Annotated in this window: 17 protein-coding genes and 1 pseudogene; 15 read left to right on the forward strand and 3 right to left on the reverse strand. The window is 71.1% G+C overall.

What is annotated here, in order from left to right:
• The first annotated feature begins 143 nt into the window (after positions 1 to 143).
• The 4 genes and pseudogenes from AB0B86_RS12240 (at position 144) to AB0B86_RS12255 (ending at position 6,570) form a co-directional block, all read left to right on the forward strand.
• Positions 144 to 3,320, forward strand: a complete 3,177-nt coding sequence (locus AB0B86_RS12240) for a BTAD domain-containing putative transcriptional regulator (protein WP_357417763.1) — start codon at positions 144 to 146, stop codon at positions 3,318 to 3,320.
• A gap of 118 nt (positions 3,321 to 3,438) precedes the next feature.
• Positions 3,439 to 4,011, forward strand: a complete 573-nt coding sequence (locus AB0B86_RS12245; RefSeq protein WP_357417765.1) for a hypothetical protein — start codon at positions 3,439 to 3,441, stop codon at positions 4,009 to 4,011.
• 101 nt (positions 4,012 to 4,112) lie between these two features.
• A pseudogene (gene dnaG, locus AB0B86_RS12250) lies at positions 4,113 to 6,033 on the forward strand (DNA primase).
• The gene (locus AB0B86_RS12255) at positions 6,034 to 6,570 is read left to right on the forward strand and encodes a hypothetical protein (protein WP_357417767.1); all 537 of its coding nucleotides are present in this window, start codon (positions 6,034 to 6,036) and stop codon (positions 6,568 to 6,570) included.
• A gap of 9 nt (positions 6,571 to 6,579) precedes the next feature.
• On the opposite strand, the gene AB0B86_RS12260 is transcribed toward AB0B86_RS12255, so the two are convergent.
• Both AB0B86_RS12260 and AB0B86_RS12265 read right to left on the reverse strand, forming a co-directional pair.
• The gene (locus AB0B86_RS12260; protein ID WP_357410683.1) at positions 6,580 to 7,587 is read right to left on the reverse strand and encodes a TAXI family TRAP transporter solute-binding subunit; all 1,008 of its coding nucleotides are present in this window, start codon (positions 7,585 to 7,587) and stop codon (positions 6,580 to 6,582) included.
• Positions 7,584 to 9,797 carry a TRAP transporter fused permease subunit gene (locus AB0B86_RS12265; RefSeq protein WP_357410685.1) on the reverse strand — a complete coding sequence of 738 codons (2,214 nt, stop codon included), beginning with the start codon at positions 9,795 to 9,797 and terminating at the stop codon, positions 7,584 to 7,586. Before AB0B86_RS12265 ends, AB0B86_RS12260 begins: the two co-directional genes overlap by 4 nt.
• A 144-nt stretch (positions 9,798 to 9,941) precedes the next feature.
• Here AB0B86_RS12265 and AB0B86_RS12270 point away from each other — a divergent pair, with 144 nt between their 5' ends.
• Positions 9,942 to 10,874 carry an ABC transporter ATP-binding protein gene (locus AB0B86_RS12270; RefSeq protein WP_357410687.1) on the forward strand — a complete coding sequence of 311 codons (933 nt, stop codon included), beginning with the start codon at positions 9,942 to 9,944 and terminating at the stop codon, positions 10,872 to 10,874.
• Between the two features lie 43 nt (positions 10,875 to 10,917).
• Here the strand turns inward: AB0B86_RS12270 and AB0B86_RS12275 are convergent, their stop codons facing one another.
• Positions 10,918 to 11,145, reverse strand: coding sequence for a flavin reductase (locus AB0B86_RS12275; RefSeq protein ID WP_357410689.1), 228 nt, complete (start codon positions 11,143 to 11,145; stop codon positions 10,918 to 10,920).
• A 263-nt stretch (positions 11,146 to 11,408) separates the two neighbouring features.
• Between AB0B86_RS12275 and AB0B86_RS12280 the strand changes: the two genes are divergently transcribed.
• The 10 genes from AB0B86_RS12280 to AB0B86_RS12325 all read left to right on the forward strand — a co-directional run bounded on the left by AB0B86_RS12280 (position 11,409) and on the right by AB0B86_RS12325 (position 22,040).
• A complete protein-coding gene (locus tag AB0B86_RS12280) occupies positions 11,409 to 12,197 on the forward strand; it encodes a helix-turn-helix transcriptional regulator (protein ID WP_357417770.1) in 789 nt (262 codons plus the stop codon).
• Positions 12,188 to 12,379: a DUF397 domain-containing protein gene (locus tag AB0B86_RS12285; RefSeq protein WP_357410693.1), complete on the forward strand. Its 192-nt coding sequence runs from the start codon at positions 12,188 to 12,190 to the stop codon at positions 12,377 to 12,379. The genes AB0B86_RS12280 and AB0B86_RS12285 overlap by 10 nt, the downstream gene beginning before the upstream one ends.
• A gap of 196 nt (positions 12,380 to 12,575) precedes the next feature.
• A complete protein-coding gene (locus tag AB0B86_RS12290; protein ID WP_357410695.1) occupies positions 12,576 to 13,364 on the forward strand; it encodes an ABC transporter permease in 789 nt (262 codons plus the stop codon).
• Between the two features lie 40 nt (positions 13,365 to 13,404).
• Positions 13,405 to 14,214: an ABC transporter permease gene (locus AB0B86_RS12295; protein ID WP_357410697.1), complete on the forward strand. Its 810-nt coding sequence runs from the start codon at positions 13,405 to 13,407 to the stop codon at positions 14,212 to 14,214.
• A 63-nt stretch (positions 14,215 to 14,277) separates the two neighbouring features.
• A complete protein-coding gene (locus tag AB0B86_RS12300; protein ID WP_357410699.1) occupies positions 14,278 to 15,297 on the forward strand; it encodes a YihY/virulence factor BrkB family protein in 1,020 nt (339 codons plus the stop codon).
• 417 nt (positions 15,298 to 15,714) lie between these two features.
• Complete coding sequence (locus AB0B86_RS12305) at positions 15,715 to 16,893, forward strand: ROK family protein (RefSeq protein WP_357405694.1); 1,179 nt, start codon at positions 15,715 to 15,717, stop codon at positions 16,891 to 16,893.
• Between the two features lie 133 nt (positions 16,894 to 17,026).
• Entirely contained in the window at positions 17,027 to 18,535 is a 1,509-nt protein-coding gene (locus AB0B86_RS12310) for a sugar ABC transporter ATP-binding protein (RefSeq protein ID WP_357406052.1), read from the forward strand.
• Entirely contained in the window at positions 18,532 to 19,659 is a 1,128-nt protein-coding gene (locus AB0B86_RS12315; protein WP_357405695.1) for an ABC transporter permease, read from the forward strand. The genes AB0B86_RS12310 and AB0B86_RS12315 overlap by 4 nt, the downstream gene beginning before the upstream one ends.
• Before the next feature lie 98 nt (positions 19,660 to 19,757).
• A complete protein-coding gene (locus AB0B86_RS12320) occupies positions 19,758 to 20,810 on the forward strand; it encodes a substrate-binding domain-containing protein (RefSeq protein WP_357405697.1) in 1,053 nt (350 codons plus the stop codon).
• 21 nt (positions 20,811 to 20,831) lie between these two features.
• On the forward strand, positions 20,832 to 22,040 hold the full coding sequence (locus tag AB0B86_RS12325) for a Gfo/Idh/MocA family oxidoreductase (protein ID WP_357405699.1): 1,209 nt from the start codon (positions 20,832 to 20,834) through the stop codon (positions 22,038 to 22,040).
• The last annotated feature ends 325 nt before the right edge of the window (positions 22,041 to 22,365 follow it).

Consider the following 22,365-nt stretch of genomic DNA (forward strand, 5'->3'; position numbering starts at 1 on the left):
CTGAGTGGTGTCGCGTGCGGTTCGGCGGTGGCTGGCTGGGAAGACCCTCGCAGCCGGATCCGGTAGCGAACCTGAACGGATTCTTGACAACTTGAGCGGCCCGCTCCGGGCCGTGTAGGCACTACGGGCTCGGGGGCGAAGCCGTGGAACTACGTATATTGGGTGACCTGCAGGTTGTGGTCGACGGACGATCGGTGGAGCTGGGTCCGCCGAAGCAGCGGCTGGTGTTCGCCGCGCTCGCCGTTGACGCGGGTCGAAGCGTGCCGATCGAGACCCTTGTCGACCGGGTCTGGGACGAGACGCCGCCAGCCGACGCACGCGGCGTGCTGTACACCTACCTGACCCGCATCCGGCGGATCCTGGCCACCGCCCGGTCGGCCGAGACGGCGCCGATCACCGTGGGGCGCAGTCAGACCGGCTATCTGCTCGCCGCCGACCCGGACCGGGTGGACCTGTACCGACTACGCCGCCTCGCCGAGCAGGCGCAGGGCCTGCCGGTGGAGCATCCGGACCGGCCCGCTCTGCTGCGGGAAGCGATCGACCTGTGGCGCGGGGAGCCCCTCGACGGCCTGCCCGGCGACTGGGCGGCCCGGATCCGGGAAGGGCTGCGTCAGCAACTCACCCGGGTCCTGCTCGACTGGGCCGACAGTGAGATCACCCATGGCCGGCCCGGCCCGGTCACCGAGCGGCTCACAGTGGCCATGGATCGGAGCCCGCTCATCGAGCCGTTGGCGCTGAGCCTGATGCGAGCCCTCTACTTCAATGGACGCCGAGCCGAGGCGCTCGAGGTGTACACCCGGACCCGCGCCCGGCTCGCCGACGATCTCGGGATCGACCCGGGCACGGACCTTCAGGACCTGCACCGGGAGATCCTGCGCGGCACCCTACGGCCACCGGCAGCGCTCGCGACCGCGGCCCCGGCCCCGACGCCGACGCCGGCTCCGGCGCAGCCGTCGGCCGTCGTGCCGACACCGGTCGCGACCGCACCGGAGCATCCGCAGCCCACCAGCGGGGGGCTCGGGTGCCAACTCCCGGCCGACCTGCCCGACCATGTCGGGTGCGAATCGGAGATCTCCCGCGCGCTGAGCGTCCTGCGCCCCGACGGTCGGGGTGACGAGGGGGCCGCCGCACCCGTGCTGATCCTCTCCGGCCCGGGTGGGGTCGGGAAGACGGCCCTCAGCATCCGACTGGCGTATCTGCTGCGGCAGGCGTACCCGGATGGTCAGATTTTCGTCACCCTCAGTGGTCGCGGCCGTGACTCGGGGGAGGCGGTCGACCGGGTGTTGCGCGCCCTCGGCGCCACCAACATCCACCAACTCCCCACGATGGCGGACAAGCTCGGGCAGTACCGGGCCATGCTGAGCGGTCGACGTCTCCTCATCGTGCTCGACTCAGCGGTCAGCGCCGAGGAGGTCCGGCCCCTGGTGCCCGGCGGCCCGGGCAGCGCCCTGATCGTCTCCAGCCGGGCCTGGCTGACCACCGTTCCGGGTGCCGGACACGTCGAGGTGCCGCTGCTGGATCAGGCCGACTCGGTCCACCTGTTGGATCGCATCATCGGGCCGGCCCGGGTGGCGGCGGAACCGGAGGCGGCGGACGCCCTCGTCGAGATGTGCGCGGGGCTACCACTCGCTCTTCGGATCGTCGGCGCGCGGATCGCGGCGCGACCGCACCGCCGGATCGCCCGCCTGGCGGAGCGGATGCGGGACGAACGTGGGCGGCTCGACGAGATGGCCACAGACGGGTTGGCCGTACGGGTCAGCGTCGGAATCGGCTACCAGGCGCTCGACCCGGCGGCCCGCCGGGCGTTGCGGCTGCTCGGCTTCCTCGGGGTGCCGAGCTTCGCGGAGTGGCTGGTGGCGGCGCTCATCGGCGGCTCGGTGGACGAGGCCGAAGAGCTGTTGGAGCAACTCGCCGACGCCCGGCTGGTGACCGCCCTGCCCGACCCGACGCACCGGTTGCTCCGCTACCACATGCACGACCTGGTTCGACTGTTCGCCTGGGAACGCGCCGTCGAGGAGGACGCCGACGGCGCGCTGCGCGCCGCGGTGGCCCGGGTCCTGGCAACCGCCACCGACCTTGCGGAGCGGCTCAACCAGCGGCAGCCGTACGCCGTTCCGCCGCTCTATCGGCAGCGGCCGCAGCCGGTGGACGTGCCGACGGTTCCGCTCCCGACGGACCACCAGCTGCCCGGTTGGCTCGATGTCGAGGCGTCGACACTTGTCGTCGCGGTAGAGCGGGCCGCGGAGCTCGGCATGGACGTGGCGGCGTGCGCGCTGGCCGACGCGCTGGTCTACGCGTCCTTCGCGGTCCGGAACGACTTTGTCGGCTGGGGGCGCACCCACGCGGCGGCGGCCGCGGCGGCCCGGGCTGCCGGGAACTCCGTCGGCGAGGCGGTGATCGCCTGCGGCATCGCGCTGCTGCGCCACAAGGAGGACCGGTTCGTCGAGGCCGAACAGAATTTCCGGAGCGCCATCGAGCTGTTCGAGGCGTCCGGTCATGAGCACGGGTCGGCGGCGGCGCGCAGCGGGCTGGGCGCCGTGCTGCGCGAGGTCGGCCGGCACCGGGAGGCCGTCCCGTTGCTGACCGCGGCGGCCGACGTGCTGAACCGAATCGGCGGCGACAACGCGGCCGCGCACGCCACCTACGGGATCGGTCACTGCCTGCGGGAGCTTGGCGACGACGATGAGGCGATGCGCTACATCAGCCTGGCCATGGACGCCTACCGGGGGCTCGGTCACGTCCGGGGCGAGGCCATCGCTGCTCGGGGGATCGGCCTCGTGCACCGGGCCCGGGGTGAGCTGGACGACGCGCAGCGCTGGTGCGTCCGGGCCCACGAGCTGATCGTGGCGAGCGGTGACGAGCTGCTCGCCTGCTACACCGAGCAGGCGCTGGCGAAGGTGTGGCTCCGGCAGGGGGACGTGGGTCGGGCGCTGGCACCGCTGGAGCGCAGCCTGGCGACGTGCCGTCGGTTGAACGACCGGTTCGGCACGGCGCTGGTCCAGCGAACCATTGGTGAACTGCACCTGGCGGCCGGCCGGCCGGAGGTCGCCCTGGAGGCCCTCCGGCTGGCCCATGACGGCTGGGTCGAGCTACACCATGATCTCGGCGCGGCGCGCACGCTGCGCGACCTCGGCGCGGCGCACGCCGCGTTGGGTGACGTCGAGTCGGCGCACCGGGTGTGGGACACCGCTGCGGCGACCTTTCGGCGGCTCGGCACCCGGGAGGCCCGCGAAGCGCCGGGTTGGCACGAGCGGTGGTGGTGCGAGTGCGCGGCGGCATCTGTGGCGGACCGGATCGAGACCGGTACGCAGCTGGTCTGAGCAGCCGGCGACCTGCGCTTCCAGGTTTCGTCAAGACCACACGCAGGCCGCTTTCCTAGCGTCGGACCAGCACCGGGCATCGCCCCGGACGGCAGTCCGACGCGAGGGAGAAACGATCATGACGATCCGACGCAGTGGCGCGTACCTGGTGGTGGCGGTGGCGCTGGCCCTAACGGTGGCCGGATGCGCGCACGAGGAGCGCACCGGCGGCGCGGCCAGTGCTCCCACGCCGACCTCGAACGGGCCGGTCGCCGCGCCGGAGCCGACCGTTTCCGGATCGCCGGCGACCGCCCCTACCTCCAGCGTCCCCGCGCCACCGGCTTCCGCCCCGGCCCGGCCCGGTGCGGGAGCCGGTCGGGCGGTCGACCCGGCCCCGACCACCGCCAAGCCGATCCGGCTCGACGACCAACACGTCACCGACACCCCGTCCTGCCGCCCGGAGGTCCTGCTCGCGACCACCAGAGCGGCCCTGAGCGGGCAGACTGTGCAGGACGTGGCGGTGTTCTCCTGCCGCAACGGCTACGCCCGGCTGATGGCTGTCGCCCCGCAGGGGGAGATTCCCGACGGCCAGGTGTTCCTGCACCAGGATGCCAAGGGCTGGCAGGTCGTGGCGCGTACCTCGGCAGCCACCGACTGCGGCGACACGGGCCTCAGCGCCGCCATCCAGACGGCCTGCGCCGGCCTGGCCTGATCGCACGAGGCCCGGCCCGCGGGCCGGAACCGCCCAGCCGGCAGCGGTGCCCGCCACACCGGCATCCCCCGGCCGGCGTGTCGTCGGTCCGGCAGGGCAGGATGTACGCCGAGGGGGTGGCGTATGGCTGGGCGGATCCGGGACGAGGACATCGCACTGGTCCGGGAACGCACCTCGATCGGGGATGTGATCTCCGAGACGGTCACCCTCAAGTCCGCAGGTGGCGGCAACCTGAAGGGCCTGTGCCCGTTTCACGACGAGAAGAGTCCGTCGTTCAACGTCTCCCCGGCCCGCAACGTCTGGTACTGCTTCGGCTGCGGGGCCGGCGGCGACGCCATCAAGTTCCTGATGGACGCCGACCACCTCAGTTTCGTGGAGTCCGTGGAGCGGCTGGCCGGCCGCGCCGGCATCCAGCTGCGCTACATCGAGGACGACAAGGGCACCCCGCGCCCCCGCCCCCAGCAGGGGCAACGGCAGCGTCTGGTCGCCGCGCACGCCGCCGCTGTCGAGTTCTACCGGGCGCAGCTGAGCACGGCCGGGGCGCGGCCGGCCCGGGAGTTCCTGGCCAAACGGGGCTTCGACCGGGCCGCCGCCGAGCGCTACGGCTGCGGCTTCGCGCCGGAGGGCTGGGATCTGCTCACCAAGCACCTGCGCCAGCAGGGTTTCACCCACCAGGAGTTGGTCACCGCCGGGCTGTCCCGGGAGTCCCGCTCCGGCACCCTGATCGACAGGTTCCGCCGTCGGCTGCTCTGGCCGATCCGCGACCTCGCGGGCGACGTGATCGGCTTCGGCGCACGCAAGCTCTTCGACGACGACGACGGCCCGAAGTACCTGAACACCCCCGAGACGCCGATCTACAAGAAGTCGCACGTGCTCTACGGCATCGACCAGGCCAAGCGGGAGATCGCCAAGCAGGGCCGGGCGGTCATCGTCGAGGGTTACACCGACGTGATGGCCTGCCACCTCGCCGGGGTGACCACGGCGGTGGCGACCTGCGGCACCGCCTTCGCCGCGGACCACATCTCCGTCCTGCGGCGGCTGCTGTTCGACAGCGACGAGGTGGCCGGCGAGATCATCTTCACCTTCGACGGTGACGCCGCCGGCCAGAAGGCCGCGCTGCGCGCCTTCGAAGACGATCAGCGGTTCGTCGGGCGCACGTTCATCGCGGTCAGCCCGGACAACATGGACCCGTGCGACCTGCGGCTGGCCAAGGGAGACCTGGCGGTGCGGGATCTGGTCGCCCGCCGCGAGCCGCTCGTCGACTTCGCGCTGCGGCACGTGATCGGCCGCTTCGACCTGGACACCGTCGACGGCCGGGTCGAGGCCATGCGCCACGCCGCGCCGCTCGTCGCACGACTCAAGGACCGGGAGAAGCGCCCGGAGTACGTCCGCAAACTCGCAATGGACCTGGGGATGGAGATCGAGCCGGTGCAGCGGGCGGTGCTCGCCGCCGCCAACACCCCGCCACCCGGCACCCGCGACACCGGCCCGGGCAGCCGCGACGCCGCCTCCACCCGGCCCGCCCCGGCTCGTCCCGAGCCGGCCGTGGACAGCCCGCAGTCGATGGTCGAACGGGAGGCGCTGAAGCTCGCCCTCCAACAGCCGGTCCTGGCCGGGCCCATGTTCGACGCGGTCGAGTCGACCGAATACCGCCACCCGGTGCACGTCGCGGTGCGGACCGCCATCGCGGCGGCCGGGGGAGCCGCCTCGGCGACCGGTGGCGCGGTGTGGATCGAGTCGGTCCGGGACGCCTGCGACGATCTGGCCGCGGCGGCGTTGGTCGGCGAGTTGGCGGTGGAGCCGCTGCGCATCGACGGCGAACCGGACCCGCGCTACGTGTCGATCACCATGGCGCGGGTGCAGTTCGGGTCGGTGACCGCCCGCGTCCGGGATCTCAAGTCGCGCATCCAGCGGATCAACCCGGTCAACAACAAGGACGAGTACTTCGCCGCCTTCGGTGAGCTGCTGTCCCTGGAGCAGCACGCCCGGGCGCTGCGCGAGCAGGCTGCGGGAGGCCTCTAGATGGGACTGTTCAGCCGCAAGCCGAAGCTGCCACCGGCCGACCGGCCGCCGCTGGCCCCCGACGAGCGGGTGCTGGCCTGGGCGGCTGCCGGCAACGGCGAGGGCGACGGGGTGGTGGTCGCCAGCAACCTCGGGCTGTGGCTGCCCGGTCGGGGGCACCGGCTCGGCTGGCACACCATCCTCAAGGCGGTCTGGTCGGGCCGGGAGTTGGCCGTCACGCCCGCCGAGACCGTCGTCGAACGCGACGGCTACACGGTGGTCGCCGATGGCCCGACGGAGACCTACCTGCTGCTCGACCCGGGTGAGCTGCCGCACCAGGTGCGGGCGCGGGTGACCCGTTCGGTCGCGTACACCGAGCACCAGCCGGTGCCCGGCGGCGCGGCGCGGGTAGCGGCCCGGCGGGTGGCCGGGGTCGACGGTCTCACCTGGACTGTCCGACTCGACCCCGGCACTCCGGCGGACGACGAGGCACTGCTCGCCGAGACCGACCGGCTGGTCGGTGTGGCCCGCGCCGCCACCGCGCCGGGCGACGTCTGACCGGGCGGGTCAGCTCGCGCCGAGATCGGTGAGCGCCTTCTCCGCGCCTCGGTGCAGCGGCACCGGCAGGGTCCGGCGGGCGGTTTTCAGCGAGATCCCCTTGGCCGCCGGGTTGGCCTGGGCGAGGGCGTCGCGCTTGTCGAAGACCGTCCGGGTGATCGCGCAGGCGACGTTGGCGTCCAGGTCCTTGCGGACCAACAGCACGTTGGGTACGACGATGGTCGGGGTGTCGGTAGCCGTCCGGTACGCGTCCCGCCCGATCGTGCCCTCCTGGTAGCCGGGGCTCAGCGCTGCCATCTTCGGCAGCAACGACGAGAGGTCGACGAACCTCACCGAGTCGCCGGCAGTGGTGAACAGGTCGGTGAGACCTCCGGTGGGCAGGCCACCGGACCAGAAGAAGCCGTCGATGCTGCCGTCCTTGACCCCCTCGACCGTCTTGGTCAGGTCCAGTCGCTGCGCGCGGATGTCCTTGGCCGGGTCGAGGCCGGCGGCCTCCAACAGCCGGTTGGCGATCACCTCGGTGCCGGACTTGGGCGAGCCGGTGGAGATCCGCTTGCCCCGCATGGCGGCCACCGAGGTGATGCCGGAGTCGTTGCGGACCACCACCTGGGTGTAGTTGTCGTAGATGCGGGCCAACGCCTGCACCGGCTGCGGCGTGGTGAAGCTGCCCTGGCCCTGCACCGCGTTGACCGCCGTGTCGAACAGCGAGAACGCCACGTCGTACTGGCCGGCGACCAGTTGTTCGACGTTCTGCACCGACGCGCCGGTCTCGGCGGCGGTGCCGCTGAGTTTGCCGCCGGTCGCCCCGGACAACTGCCCGGCCAGGGCGTTGCCGACCACGTAGTAGACGCCTGTCGCGTTGCCGGTGGCGATGCCGACGCGGGTCTCCTTCGTCACCTCGCAGGTGACCTCACGCGCCGCGTCGTCAGTGGCCGCGCCGCCCTGCTGACCTCCGCAACCCGCGACGAGGGCGAGCACACTGAGACCCGCCGCGAGCCGTACGTCGATTCGTCTCACAGTTTCTCCTCCACAGGGTTGGACGATGGTCGGCCGGCGGATGCGCGTCGGACGAGGACGCCCGCCACCGCGACGGCGGCGAGCGCCGCGCCGACAGTTACCGGCACGGGTTCGAGCCAGAGCAGGGTGACGCCGGCGAGGACGCCCAGCACCCGTTCCGGGGCACCGGCCGGGCCCACGCCGGGCAGCCAACCACCGGCGGCGACGGCGAGCACCGCCACGCTGAGCGCGGTGACCACTGCGGCGAAGGCGATCCGCTGGACGCCACCGATGCCGAGCAGGCCGAGCCCGGCCGGCGTGATGACGAACGCGATCGGGGTCAGGTACGCCGGCAGCGCGTACCGCAGGGTCTGCCACATGGTGGGCACCAGCCGGCCGCCGGTGACCGCGGCGGCGGCCACCGCGGCGAGCGCGGTCGGCGGGGACACCTCGGACAGCACCGCGAAGTAGAAGACGAACATCGCCGCCGCCGGCGCGGTGACGCCCAGGTCGAGCAGGGCCGGGCCGACGATCACCCAACCGATCACGAACGACGCGGTGACCGGCACGGCCAGGCCCAGCAGGCTGAGCGCGACGGCGGCGAGCAGCGCGGTGAGCACCAGCACCAGCGTCGGGTCCGAGGTGGCCGCCTGCGCGCCGCCGATCAGCAGCGCCGCCGCCTGCGGCCCCAGGCCGGTCTTCGTGGTGGTCGCCGTGATGATGCCGGCGGCGGCGCAGACGGCGGTGACGGCGAGGACACCGCGTACGCCGGTGACGAGCGCGGTCACCAGCCGGCCCGGGGTGAGCCGGTGCGCGCGGTCCAGGAAGGAGAGCGCGACGGCCAGGACGGTGGCGAACACCACGGCCCTCGTCGCGGACACTCCTGCCGCGAGGAACGCGATGATGGCGATCAGCGAGGCGAAGTGGTAGCCGAACCGGCCCAGCAGACGCCAGGGCGAGCCGACGTCGACCGCCACCTGGCGTACGCCGGAGCGGCGAGCGTCGATCTCCACGGCGAGCAGAATGCCGAGGTAGTAGAGCACCGTCGGTACGGTTGCCCAGCCCAACACCTGTAGGTAGGAGACGCCCAGGTACTCGGCGATGATGAACGCCGCCGCCCCCAGGGTGGGCGGGGAGAGGATGGCGCCCACGCCGGCCGCCGCCAGCATGCCGCCGGCCCGCTCCGGCGGGTAGCCGGCGCGGCGCAGCAGCGGCCAGGTGACCGCGCCGATGCTCACCGTCGTCGCCGCGCCGGAGCCGGAGACGGTGCCGAGCAGGAAGCCGGAGGCCACCGCCGTCCGGCCGGCGGCGGTACGCGAGCGCCGGAACGCCGCAGCCGACAACTCGACGAAGAACCGCCCCGCCCCGGACAGTTCCAGCACCGCGCCGTAGATGGTGAACAGCACGATGTACGAGGCGGCCACGTCGAGCGGCGTGCCGTAGAAGCCGCTGTCGGAGTTGTAGAACGCGTCGACCAGCTGACCGAAGTCCAGCCCGGCGTGCGCGACCGGCCAGGACTGCGGCAGCAACCCGCCGTAGTAGCCGTAGCCGAGGAAGAGCAGGCAGACCGCGGGCAGGATCCAACCGGTGGTCCGTCGACAGGCTTCGAGCAGCAGGAGCAGCAGGACGGTGCCCAGCACCAGATCCGTCGGCGACAGCAGGCCCTGCCGGTCGAGGAACGCGTTGTAGCCACCGCCACCGCCGCCGATCCGGATCGGCAGGACGGGGTAGAGGCAGGCGGCGACCGCCAGGGCGACCAGAACCCAGTCGATGACTGTGGGTCGCGTCGACGCCGGAGCCGGCAGAGCCGGGTTGTCATCCTCGGTGGCGGGGGCCGTGCGACGCCGCCACGTCGGCAGCCGCAGGCCGGCCGGGTAGGCCAGGAAAACCAACGGGAGTACGCCGGCCAGGAAGATGATCAGGTAATACTTGCTGCCCTGCGACAGGGGGCGGAACACCTGCCACAGGGCGAGGGCGCCGACCGCCAGCGCGGCAGCGGTGAGGAGCAGACCCGCCGGCCCGGAGAGCACCCGGCCCGGCTTCTCGTCCTCGAACTGGGCGGCCAAATCCCGCGTCGCCCGCTCGGTGACGTCAGGCCCGCGCTGCGCCGGCTCTGCTCCCGATCGCGGTCGGGGTGGGCCACCGCTGGGGCTCGCCGCGGTCTCGTCGGCGGGAGAGTTGGCTGGTCGGGCGGGTGGAGACGAACCATCGGGTGTGCTGATGGGCGACACGAGGGGACGATACACGTCAATTGAGCGAGCTGTGGGGCATCGATCGGCGTTTCGTTGTGGTGGGCTCGGGCGGGGCGGCCGGCGTCTCGCCGGGTGCGGGTATTTGCGTGGAGGGTTGTCGCACCGGGCGGTTAGGGTCGGGCGGTGACTTCGGGGCGACCACTGATTCAGGCTCGTGGGCTGGTGAAGCGGTTCGGCGAGTTCACCGCCGTGGACGGCATCGATGTCGAGGTGCGCTCGGGTGAGGCGTTCGGCTTCCTCGGGCCCAACGGCGCGGGCAAGTCGTCCACCATGCGGATGGTCGGCTGCACCTCCCCGCCCAGCGGTGGCCAGCTGCGCATCCTCGACATGGATCCGGTGCGCGACGGGCCGGCGATCCGCGCTCGCCTCGGTGTGTGCCCCCAACTGGACAATCTCGACCCGGAGCTGACCGTCCGGGAAAACCTGACCGTCTACGCCCGCTACTTCGGCATCTCCCGTCGGGCGGCCCGGGAGCGCGCCGCCGAGCTGCTCGACTTCGTCCAGCTCACCGAGCGGGCCGACAGCAAGGTCGAGCCGCTCTCCGGTGGCATGAAGCGGCGGCTGACAATTGCCCGTGCGTTGGTCAACGACCCGGAGATCGTGCTGCTCGACGAGCCGACCACCGGGCTCGACCCGCAGGCCCGGCACCTGGTGTGGGAGCGGCTGTTCCGGCTCAAGCAGCAGGGCGTCACGCTGGTGCTCACCACGCACTACATGGACGAGGCCGAGCAGCTCTGCGACCGGCTGGTGGTGATGGACGGCGGGCGGATCGTCGCGGAGGGCTCGCCCCGGGCGCTCATCGAGCAGCACTCGACCCGCGAGGTTGTCGAGTTGCGCTTCACCGCCGAGTCGCAGGAGCCGTTCGCCAGCAAGCTCGACGGCCTGGGGGAGCGGGTCGAGGTGCTGCCCGACCGGGTGCTGCTCTACGTGTCGGACGGCGACGAGGCGGTCGCCGAGGTCGCCGCGCTGGGGCTGCAACCGGCGAACGTGCTGGTCCGGCGCAGCGGCCTGGAGGACGTCTTCCTGCACCTGACCGGCCGCACCCTGGTCGACTGACCACGGGGGCCCGACGGCCTGCCGAGCCGCCGACGACCACAGTTCAGCGGGCTCTGGCCCAGGTGAGGAAGCGGTCGGTCAGCCCGTCGTGCCCGGGGAGATCCCCGGCCGCCTCGTGGTGCACCGCGGCGAGGTAGACGAGCAGGCCGATCCGATCCTCGCGGTACTCGCCGAGCAGCGCCAGGCGGGCCGGCGAGCAGGGCCACGCCGCGCCGCACACCCGGCAGCGCCAGGACGGCCGGGCCGCCACGTGTGGGCGGTACCGGGGCATCAGTGCCCGCCACCGTGATCAGCCGGCCAGGTGAGTCGCACGGGATCCTCCATCGCTGGGTGGGAGCGCCCCGGATCGGGGGTCACGGGGCGCTCCCGGCCTGGTTCCGCCCGCCGTCCGATCCCGTGAGCGGTTCCGCTGCGTGACAGTCTGGTGACGATCCGACTACGGTGGGAGGTTCCGCACGCCGACGACCAGCGCGTACGGCGATCGGCCCGGCGCGGTACGGGAATGTACGGGGGTTGTCCGTGGAGAGTTCGTCAATGCTGGATCACTTCGCCGAGGAGCTGCGGCTGGCCCGGGCCACCAGTGGGATGTCACAGACGGCGCTGGCCGAGGCGTTGAGCTATTCCGGCGCGCTGGTGGCCAAGGTGGAGACATCCGAGCGCCGGCCGAGTCTGGACTTCGCCCGCCGATGTGACGCCGTGTTCTCAGCCGACGGTCGGTTCGAGCGCATCCAGCGGCGGATCAGCCGGGAGGCGGTGGTGCCGTGGTTCCGCGACTGGGCCGGCATCGAGCAGGAGACCACCGCACTACGGTGGTTCGAGCCGCTCTACGTGCCCGGCCTGGTGCAGACCGAGGGCTACGCCCGCGCCATTCTGGCCGGGGCCGGGCTGTTCGCGGCGGACGAGGTCGAGCAACAGGTGACCGCCCGGCTCGACCGGCAGGGCGTGCTCACCCGGAACCGGCCACCGTTGCTCAGCCTGGTCGTCGACGAGTACGCGCTGCGCCGCCGGGTCGGCGGGCCGGAGGTGATGCGCGAGCAGTTGCGGCACCTGGTGAAGCTCGGCTCGGCCCTGCCCCGGGTCCGAATCCAGGTCGTGCCGCTGTCGGCCGGTGCGTACGCTGGGCTCGATGGTCCCTTCGTGATCGCCACCGCAGCCACCGGCGAGGATGTCGTCTACCTGGACGGGCAGCGCCACGGGCAGGTGATCGACCGGTCCGAGTACGTTCGGCAGATGGTCGAGGTGTGGGAGTCGATCCGGGGTGAGGCACTATCGCAGCAGCAGTCCCTCGACCTGATCACGGAAGTGGCGGAGACATGGAGCTGACCGGCGCCCGCTGGCGCAAGAGCACCCGCAGCAACGGCAGCGGCGGCGCCTGTGTGGAGGTTGCCAGCAACCTGCCTGGGTTCGTCGCTGTCCGCGACTCCAAGGACCCGACCGGCCCCGCGCTCGTCTTCCCGCCGGACGCGTGGCGCGCATTCGTCGAGTCCGACGCGGTTGGCCGGTAGCTGGCGGCCACGCCGTCCAGATCGACTCGGCTTTCAGGAAGTCGGGGCATCGGGGCGGCTCTGACACCGCGGCTTCCTGAAAGCCGAGTCGATCAACCCGCTGAAACCCGGGCGACACGTCGGCGGGGTCGTCGTAGGGTGACCGACGGTTTGTCGTACCCCGGGGGTAGACAGGGTCGTGGTGGGGGGTGGTCGGGTGAGTGTGGCGGGATCGACGCGGTTGCCATGGGTGCCGGCGTGGGCGGTGTTCGAGCACTACCTGGTGGGTCTTCGACGCACCTGGCGGGCCGGGGTGTTCTCCTCGTTCCTGCTGCCGGTGCTGACCGTCCTCGGGTTCGGGCTTGGTGTCGGCGCCTATATCGACCAGGGCGTCGGCGGGGTGCGATACCTCGACTGGCTGGTCCCCGGGCTGATCGCCTCGACCGCGCTGCAAGCGACGATCGGTGAATCGACCTGGCCGGTGTTCAGCAACTTCCAGTGGGTCAAGACCTACTACGCGCAGAGCGCCGCGCCGCTGCGGGTGGGCGACATCGTGGCCGGGCACCTGGCCTTCGTGCTGTTCCGGTCGCTCGCCACCATTACGGCGTTCCTGCTGGTCACCGGGCTGTTCGGCGCATTGCGGTCGCCGTGGGCGGTGGCCACCCTGCCGGTGGTGGCGTTGCTCGGGCTGGCCGTCGCCACGCCGACCTTCGCGTACACGGCGTCGGTGTCGCACGACAGTTGGCTCGCGATGCTGTTCCGGTTCGCGGTCATCCCGATGGCGCTCTTCGCCGGGGTGTTCTTTCCGGTCGAGTCGTTGCCCGACGCACTGCGCTGGCTGGCGTACGCGACGCCGTTGTGGCATGCCGTGGACCTGTGCCGCGCGGCCACGCTCGGCGTTGCCCCGCAGTGGTCGATCGTCGGGCACCTGCTCTACCTGGCGGCCTGGGCGGTCGCCGGCTGGTTGCTGGCGGTGCGGGCGTTCCGTCGCAAGCTCGTGGTCTGAAAACCAACCCGTCGTCTGACGACCAAGCAGAGAGGCTGCCGTGCTCACGCTGATCCTGCCCCGACTGGTGGACGTCATGGCCGCGTCGCGGCGATCGGCGTCGGTGGTGGGGCGCAACGTCGCGGCGCTGAAGTCGGTCTACTGGCTGCTGCTGCTCTCCGGTTTCGTCGAGCCGCTGCTCTACCTGCTCTCCATCGGCGTCGGCGTCGGCACGCTCGTCGGTGACCTGCCGCTGCCCGACGGGCGGCTGGTGTCGTACGCCGAGTTCGTGGCCCCGGCGATGCTCGCCTCATCGGCGATGACCGGGGCGCTCTCGGAGACCATCTTCAACTTCTTCGGCAAGCTGAAGTACCTGAAGCTGTACGACGGGATGATCGCCACCCCGGTCCGGCCGTTCGAGATCGCCACCGGTGAGCTCAGTTGGGCGATGCTGCGGGGCAGCGCCTACTCAGCCGCCTTCCTCGCGGTGATGGTCGGGTTTGACCTGACAAGTGTCGCCCGCGCGGTTGCCGCCCTCCCGGCCGCGGTGCTTGTCGGGTTCACGTTCGGGGCGCTCGGCATGGCGATCTCCACCTTCATGCGCAGTTGGCAGGACTTCGACCTGCTGGCCTCCGCGCAGTTCACCCTCTTCCTCTTCTCCGGCACGTTCGTGCCGGCGCAGGCCTATCCGACACTGCTGCACTGGTTGGTCGAGATCACCCCGCTGTACCGGGCGGTGCACCTGATCCGCGCCCTCGCGCTTGGCGGCGGTGGCTGGGTCGGGCTGCTCGACGTGCTCTACCTGCTGGCGATGATGAGTGTCGGCCTGTGGGTGGCCGCGCGCCGAATGAGCAGGTTGCTCTACCGGTAGGGGTTACCGGCGCCCGTCGACGGGGCATGTCGGAGGTGACACCACCGACGACGAGGAGAGGCGATGACCTCGGACGACTCTGCCGCCGGCCGGGCGCGCACCGACGCCAGCGCGCCGGTCGGCCCGGACGCGGGGCCGGACAGCCCCACCGATCTGCCCGGCAGCGGCTGGCAGGCGGCGCTGCGGCGCACCGTAAGGGAATTCCAGGACGACAGCCTGACCGACTGGGCGGCGGCGCTCACCTACTACGGGGTGCTGTCCATCTTCCCCGGCCTGCTGGTGCTGATCTCGATCCTCGGTCTGCTCGGCGAGAGTGCCACCGACGGCGTCCGGGACACCGTCAACCAGGCCGTGCCCGACGACAGCATCCAGGAGATCATCAACGGTGCGATCGGCACCGCCCAGGAAAACGGCGGGTTGGCCAGCCTCGCGGCGATCATCGGTGTGCTTGCCGCGTTCTGGTCCGCGTCCGGCTACATCGGGGCGTTCATGCGCGCCTCGAACACGATCTACGACGTGCCGGAGGGTCGGCCGATCTGGAAGACGCTGCCGATCCGCCTCGGCGTGACCGCGGTGATCGGAGTGCTGTTGCTGGTCAGCGCGGTGATCGTGGTCTTCACCGGCCGCCTCGCCGAGGCGGTCGGGGACGTGGTCGGCCTCGGCGCGACAGCGGTCACGGTGTGGGACATCGCCAAGTGGCCGGTGCTGCTGATCCTGGTCAGCCTGATGTTCGCGATCCTCTACTGGGCGTCGCCGAATGCCCGGCACGGCGGGTTCCGCTGGGTCAGCCCGGGTGGGGTGCTGGCCGTGGTGATCTGGCTGGTGATCTCCGGTCTGTTCGCCCTCTACGTGAGCAACTTCGGCTCGTACAACAAGACGTACGGGGCACTGGCCGGGGTGATCGTCTTCTTGGTCTGGCTCTGGCTGAGCAACATCGCGATCCTGCTGGGTGCCGAGTTCGACGCCGAGTTGGAGCGGAGCCGGGCCATCGCGGCCGGGCACGCCGTCGACGATGAGCCGTACGTCGAGCTGCGTGACGACCGCAAGCTCCGCAAGAAGCGCAACTCCGCCAACCGCCGCTGACGCCACCGCCCCGCGCCGACCGACCCGCGCACCGACCGACCCGCGCACCGACCGACCGGGCCGCACCGACCGGGCCGCACCGACCGGGCCGCACCGACCGGGCCGCACCGACCGGGCCGCACCGACCGGGCCGCACCGACCGGGCCGAACCGACCACCCAGCGCACCGCGCCGCCCCGCCACCGAAGATCGGCTGGCGGGGCGGTTTGGTCTGCGTCGATGAAACTGCGGGCGAGCGGACGCAGGCGGGCGGTGATCCTTTTCTTGATCGTCTAGTAGCTTTTGTTCTTTCGGACAAAAGTTCATCTCAGAACGGTTGAAGCTCTGGACACGCGGTGCGGAGCGCTCCTACTGTGTCGGACACAACACTTCGACATTGCGTCGATGTGAACGATGCCAATGAAGAGGTGGCCTCCCGGTGCGGACCGTCGACCCCCTGCACGTACGACTGTTGCGGCTGCTCCGCGACGAGGGGGCCGTCTCCCGCGCCGAGTTGGGCGATCGACTCCAGATGCCGCGCCCGCGCATGCTGGCCGAGTTGGATCGCCTGGTCGCGTTGGGTTACGTAGCCGAGGCGGGGCTCGCCGCCTCCCGGGGTGGGCGACGCTCCACCCTGGTCGAGCTGAACCCGAACCTGCGCTTCGCCGCCGTCGACCTCGGCGCCAGCTCGATGGACATCGAGGTGGTGAACGGTCGACTCGAACCGGTCGCCCAGTACGCCGAGCCGGCCGACATCCGCAACGGGCCGAAGGTGACCCTGCAACGGGTAAACGAACTGCTGCACAAGGCTCGGGTCGACGGCGCGTACGAGCGGTTGGATGCGGTGGGCATCGGCGTGCCCGGCCCTGTCAGTTTCCGCGACGGCGTACCGGTCTCGCCGCCGATCATGCCGGGCTGGGACCGCTACCCGGTGCGCGAGCTGCTCAGCCGGGAGCACGGCTGCCCGGCGGTGGTCGACAACGACGTCAACATCATGGCGATCGGCGAGCGGCACGGTGGGGTCGCCCACTCGGTGGACGACTTCCTCTTCGTGAAGATCGGCACCGGCGTCGGGTGCGGCATCTACCTCACCGGCGAGGTCTACCGGGGCACCGACGGCTGCGCCGGCGACATCGGCCACATCCAGGTCGACTCGCACGGTCCGATGTGCTCGTGCGGCAACGTCGGCTGCCTGGAGGCGCTGTTCAGCGGGGCCGCACTGGCCAAGGACGCCGCCGCGGCCGCCCGCAGTGGCACGTCGCCAGCGCTGGCCGAGCGGCTGGCCCTGCGGGGTGTCGTCACCGCGTTGGACGTCGCCGAGGGTGCCGTCGAGGGTGACCTGACCTGCATCCAGCTCATCCGGGACGGCGGACGGCGCATCGGTGGCGTGCTCGCCGGCCTGGTCAGCTTCACCAACCCGTCGATGATCGTGATCGGCGGCGGGTTGGCCCAGCTCGGGCACATCCTGCTCGCCGAGATCCGCAGCGTGGTCTACCGCCGGTCGCTGCCGCTGGCCACCGGCAACCTTCCCGTCGTGCTCTCCGAGCTCGGTGGACGTGCCGGTGTCGCCGGCGCGGCGGTGCTCGCCAGCGACGTCGCCTTCGCGGAAGCCGCATGAACCTGACCGAAATCCTGTCGTGAGCGAGGAGGAGACTGTGGCTCTGCCCGAGGATGACCCCGCCACCGCGTCGGCCGAGGCCGTCGCCGAGGCACCGCTGGTCGAGGCTCCCGCCGACACCGTCGCGGGCGAGGTGGTCCTGCGCCTCACCGATGTGGTCAAGACGTTCCCCGGCGTACGCGCACTCGACGGTGTGCAGTTGGAGGTGCGTGCCGGCGAGGTGCACTGCCTGCTCGGGCAGAACGGCGCCGGCAAGTCGACCCTGATCAAGGTGCTGTCCGGGGTGCACCAACCGGACTCCGGGCAGGTGGAGTGGCGCGGCGAACCAGCCACGTTCGCCAACCCGCAGGCCGCGATGAAGGCCGGCATCGCCACCATCTACCAGGAGCTCGACCTCGTCGAGGACCTGTCGGTGGCGGAAAATGCCTTCCTCGGGCACGAGTACCGCAGCTTCGGATTCGTCCGGCGCGGCCGGATGGCCCGGCACACCCGGCAGATCCTCAGCCGGCTCGGCCACGGTGAGATCCCGCCCGGACGGATGGTCCGGTCGCTGCCCGCCGCCGGCAAGCAGATCGTCAGCATGGCGCGGGCGCTGTCGCACGAGGCCCGACTGATCATCATGGACGAGCCGAGCGCGGTGCTGGCCCACGACGAGGTCGGCAACCTGTTCCGGATCATCCGGGAGCTGACCGCGCAGGGCATCGCCGTCATCTACATCTCCCACCGGATGGAGGAGATCCGCGAGATCGGGGACCGGGTCACCGTACTCAAGGACGGCCGGACCACAGCGGCGAACCTGCCGGCGCGCGAGACCCCGACCCGCGACCTGGTCAGCCGGATGACCGGCCGGACCATCGAGTACGTCTTCCCGGACCGGCCGGCCGACGACCCCGCGGGCGCCGACCTGCTCCAGGTGGAGGGGCTGACCCGCACCGGCGAGTTCGCCGACGTCTCGCTGAACGTGCGGGCCGGGGAGATCGTCGGCATCGCCGGCCTGGTCGGCTCGGGTCGTTCCGAGCTGCTGGAGACGATCTACGGCGCCCGCCTGGCGGAGGCCGGTTCGGTCCGGATGGACGGCAAGGTCCTGCGGCCCGGTGTTGGCGCCGCGGTGCGGGCCGGCATGGGGATGGCTCCGGAGGAGCGCAAGAGTCAGGCGCTGCTGCTCGGCGAGCCGATCTACCGCAACGTCACGCTTGCCACCTTCGGCCGGTACGCGCGGCTCGGCTTCACCAACGCCGCCAAGGAGCGCGCCGAGGCGGACCGGATCGCCGAGAGCCTGGAGCTGCGGCCCCGGGACGTCGACCGGCCGGTACGCACGCTGTCCGGCGGCAACCAGCAGAAGGTGGTGGTCGGGCGGTGGCTGCTCGGCGGCACCAGGTTGTTGCTGCTCGACGAGCCCACCCGGGGTGTGGACGTGGGCGCTCGGGCTGAGCTGTACCAGGTCATCCGGGGTTTGGCCGAGCAGGGCGTCGGGGTGCTGCTGGTCTCCAGCGAGGTGCCCGAGGTGCTGGGTCTGGCCGACCGGGTGCTGGTGATGCGGGAAGGGCGGGTCGTGCGTGAAGCGGCGGCCGGCGAACTCGACGAGAACACTGTGCTCGACCTCGTGATGGCGGGGTCCTTGATGGAAGGCGCACCGGCATGAGCGACGCGACTCCCACTCCCACCGCGACACCGGAGCGCCCGCAGCTTCCGGCCCAGTCGCCGCCGGTGGACCCGGCGGAGACGGCGGTGGCAAGCGACAAGGCAGCATCCTCGGGCCGGCTCTCCTGGTGGCGGGGTGACGGCGGCGACGGCGCCAAGCGCAACCTCGGCCTGGTCGGGGTGCTGGCGGCGCTCATCGTGGTCGGCGCGGTCACCAAGCCGGACCTGTACGGCGACCCGACCTGGGTCTGGAACAACGTGCTGGCCATCCTGCAGCTCGCCTCGGTCGTCGGCGTGGTCACTGTCGGGATGACCTTCGTGATCATCGGCGGCGGGATCGACCTGTCGGTCGGTGCGATCGTCGCGTTGGCCGGCGTCTGGTGCACCACCGTCGCCACCCAGAGCTACGGCGCCGGCGGCATGATCTTCACCGCCCTGGTGGTCGGCATCTGCGTCGGCCTGGTCAACGGTGTGCTCATCTCGTACGGCCGGTTGGTCCCCTTCATCGCGACGCTCGCGATGTTGGTGGCCGCACGAGGGCTCGCGGCATCGATCTCCAACAAGCAGACCCAGGTCTCGAGCAGCACCTTCATCAACGACATCGCGGCGCGCAAGGTGATCGGGATCCCGATCCTCGTCTACATCCTGGGCGCTGTGGTGCTGGCCGGATGGATCCTGCTCAACCGGACGACGTTCGGCCGGCGGACCATCGCCGTCGGCGGCAACCCGGAGGCGGCCCGGCTGGCCGGTATCAACGTCCGGCGGCACACCATGCTGCTCTACGCGCTCTCCGGCCTCTGCTGCGGCATCGCGGCGATCATGCTCACCTCGCAGGCCACCTCGGCGCAGGCGGCGATGGCCAACCTGTACGAGTTGGACGCGATCGCCGCGGCGATCATCGGCGGGACCCTGCTCAGCGGCGGTCGCGGCACGATTGTCGGCTCGCTGCTCGGCGTGATCATCTTCGCCACGATCACCAACCTCTTCGCCATCAACGGCCTCTCCATCGAGGCGCAGAACATGGTCAAGGGCGGCATCATCGTCGCCGCCGTCCTGATCCAGCAGTTCCAGTTCAAGTCCGTCACTCGGCTCTTCGCGCGGAACAGGGTCACCACCGCAACCTGACGCACCGCACCGTTGTCCCTGGCCACGTCGAAACTTTCGACGTGGGCAGGGCCCCGCACACCCTCATCAAGTCAGATACCGTTCCCAGGAGGTCGTTCATGACCCAGCACAGTCGCGACCTGTCGCGCCGCCGGTTGCTCTTCGGTGGAGCCGCAGTTGGCGCCGCCACCCTGTTGACCGCCTGCACCAGTAACGAGACTCCGGCGGCCAGCACCCAGACCAAGGCCGCCGGCAACGCCGAAGGCAACAACGCCCCGGGCAAGAAGGTCGTCATCGGCTTCTCCGCCCCGGCCGCCGACCACGGCTGGATGGGCGCCATCCACGCCAACGCCAAGGCGCAGGCGGCGGCCTACTCCGACGTGGAGTTCAAGGAGGTCGACGGCGGGTCGAACTCGGAGGCCCAGCGCTCCACGCTCGGCACGCTCATCGCCCAGAAGCCGGACATCATCGTCGTGCTGCCGCACGACGGCAAGGAGGTCAACGCCGTTGCCCTCCAGGCGATGCAGGCGGGCATCCCGATCGTCAACCTCGACCGGGCGTTCCCCGACGCGCTTGCCTCGCGGCTGGTGATCAAGGGCGACAACTACGGCATGGGCGTGTCGGCCGGGCACTTCATCGGCAAGCAGCTCAAGGACAAGGGCATCAGCAACCCGATCATCGGTGAGATCGCCGGTCTGGAGATCCCGCTGACCGTCGAGCGCAGCGACGGCTTCAAGGCCGCCCTGGCGACGTACGGGTTCAAGGTGAACAACCGGCGCTCGGCCGAGTTCACCTCGGACAGCGGTCAGCGCGAGGCGGCCCAGCTGCTCCAGGCGCTGCCGAAGATCGACGCCATCTGGAACCACGACGACGACCAGGGCATCGGTGTGCTCGCCGCCATCAAGCAGGCCAACCGGTCGGAGTTCTTCATGGTCGGCGGCGCGGGCTCCAAGCTCGCCATCGACGCCATCAAGGCCGACAACAGCGTGCTCAAGGCGACTGTCACCTACAACCCGTCGATGGCCTCCTCGGCGATCTCGCTCGCGCGGCTCATCGCACAGGGCCGGGGCCTGGGTGACCTGACGGAGCTGCAGGTGCCCAAGGAAGTGACCCTGGCCTCGGAGACGATCACCAAGGAGAACGCGAGCAGCTACGACAAGCTCGGGTTCTGATATATCGGGGGGAGACCCACCTTGTCCACGACAGACAAAGAACTGCGGATCGGCATGGTCGGCTACGCGTTCATGGGCGCCGCGCACTCACAGGCGTGGCGCACCGTGAACCGCGTCTTCGACCTGCCGGCGCGGGCCCGGATGGCGCTGATCTGCGGCCGAGACACCGAGAAGGTGGCTGACGCCGCTGACACGCTCGGCTGGGACGCGTACACCACGGACTGGCGTGACCTGATCAACCGGGACGACATCGACGTTGTCGATATCTGCACACCGGGCGACAGTCACGCCGAGATCGCCCTCGCCGCGCTGGCCGCCGGTAAGCATGTGCTGTGCGAGAAGCCGTTGGCCAACACGGTGGCGGAGGCACGGGCGATGACCGCCGCGGCGGACGTCGCCCGGGCCGCCGGAGTGCGGTCGATGTGCGGGTTCAACTACCGCCGGGTCCCCGCGGTCACGATGATGCGCCAACTGGTCGCCGCCGGACGGCTCGGGGTGATTCGACACGTCCGTGCGACGTACCTGCAGGACTGGATCGTGGACCCGCAGTTCCCGCTGGTCTGGCGGTTGCAGAAGGACAGGGCGGGCTCCGGCGCGCTCGGTGACATCGGTGCGCACATCATCGATCTGACCCAGTTCGTTACCGGTCAGCGGATCAGCGGGGTCAGTGCGGTCACCGAGACCTTCGTCAAGGAGCGGCCGTTGCCGGCCGAATCCAGCGGTCTCGCGGCTACTGTGGACGGCGGCTCGGCGCCCACCGGGCCGGTCACCGTTGACGACGCCGCGGTCTTCGTGGCCCGACTCGACGGTGGCGCCCTGGCCACGTACGAGGCGAGCCGCTTCGCCACCGGTCGCAAGAACGCGCTGCGCGTCGAGATCAACGGTTCGCTGGGCAGCGTGGTCTTCGACCTGGAGCGGCTCAACGAGCTGGAGTTCTACGACGCCAGCCGGCCCAGCGCGGAACAGGGCTTCAGCCGCATCCTGGTGACCGAGGGTGACCATCCGTACATGTCGGCGTGGTGGCCGCCGGGCCACATCATCGGCTACGAGCACTCGTTCACGCACGAGATGCGCGACTTCATCGAGGCGGTCGCCACCGGCGTCGACCCGACTCCCTCGTTCGCCGACGCGTTGCAGGTCCAGCTGGTGCTGGACGCGGTGGCCCGTTCGGCGGAGCTCGGCTCCTCCTGGGCCGAGGTGGAACCGGCGCTGGTTACAGCCGCCGCCTGACAGTTGACCATCCGCGTTGGCGGTGTTCGCACCGCCAACGCCCGACCGGCTTTCCGACGCCGACCGGCGAGGGACCGACAGCGGATTGCGCCCCGCGGTCGGGACGAGGTCGGCGACGGAGAGCGTGCAGCCGGGCCGTACGGCCCGGTGGCGCACGAGCAGGACGGTCGTCCGGTGCGACCGGACCGGGATTCCCCGGCCGCACCGGAGGGCCGCCACCACCTCAGCACGTCGCAGGACGCGGGGGAGACAGGGTCGAGACGCCGACCCGACCCTGTCTGCCAGCCCCGTCTGCCCGCACCCGTACCGGGAACCGGTCCGGCGT

It is taken from the genome of Micromonospora sp. NPDC049047 (assembly GCF_040649135.1).
In the GTDB taxonomy this organism is placed as follows: Bacteria; Actinomycetota; Actinomycetes; order Mycobacteriales; family Micromonosporaceae; genus Micromonospora.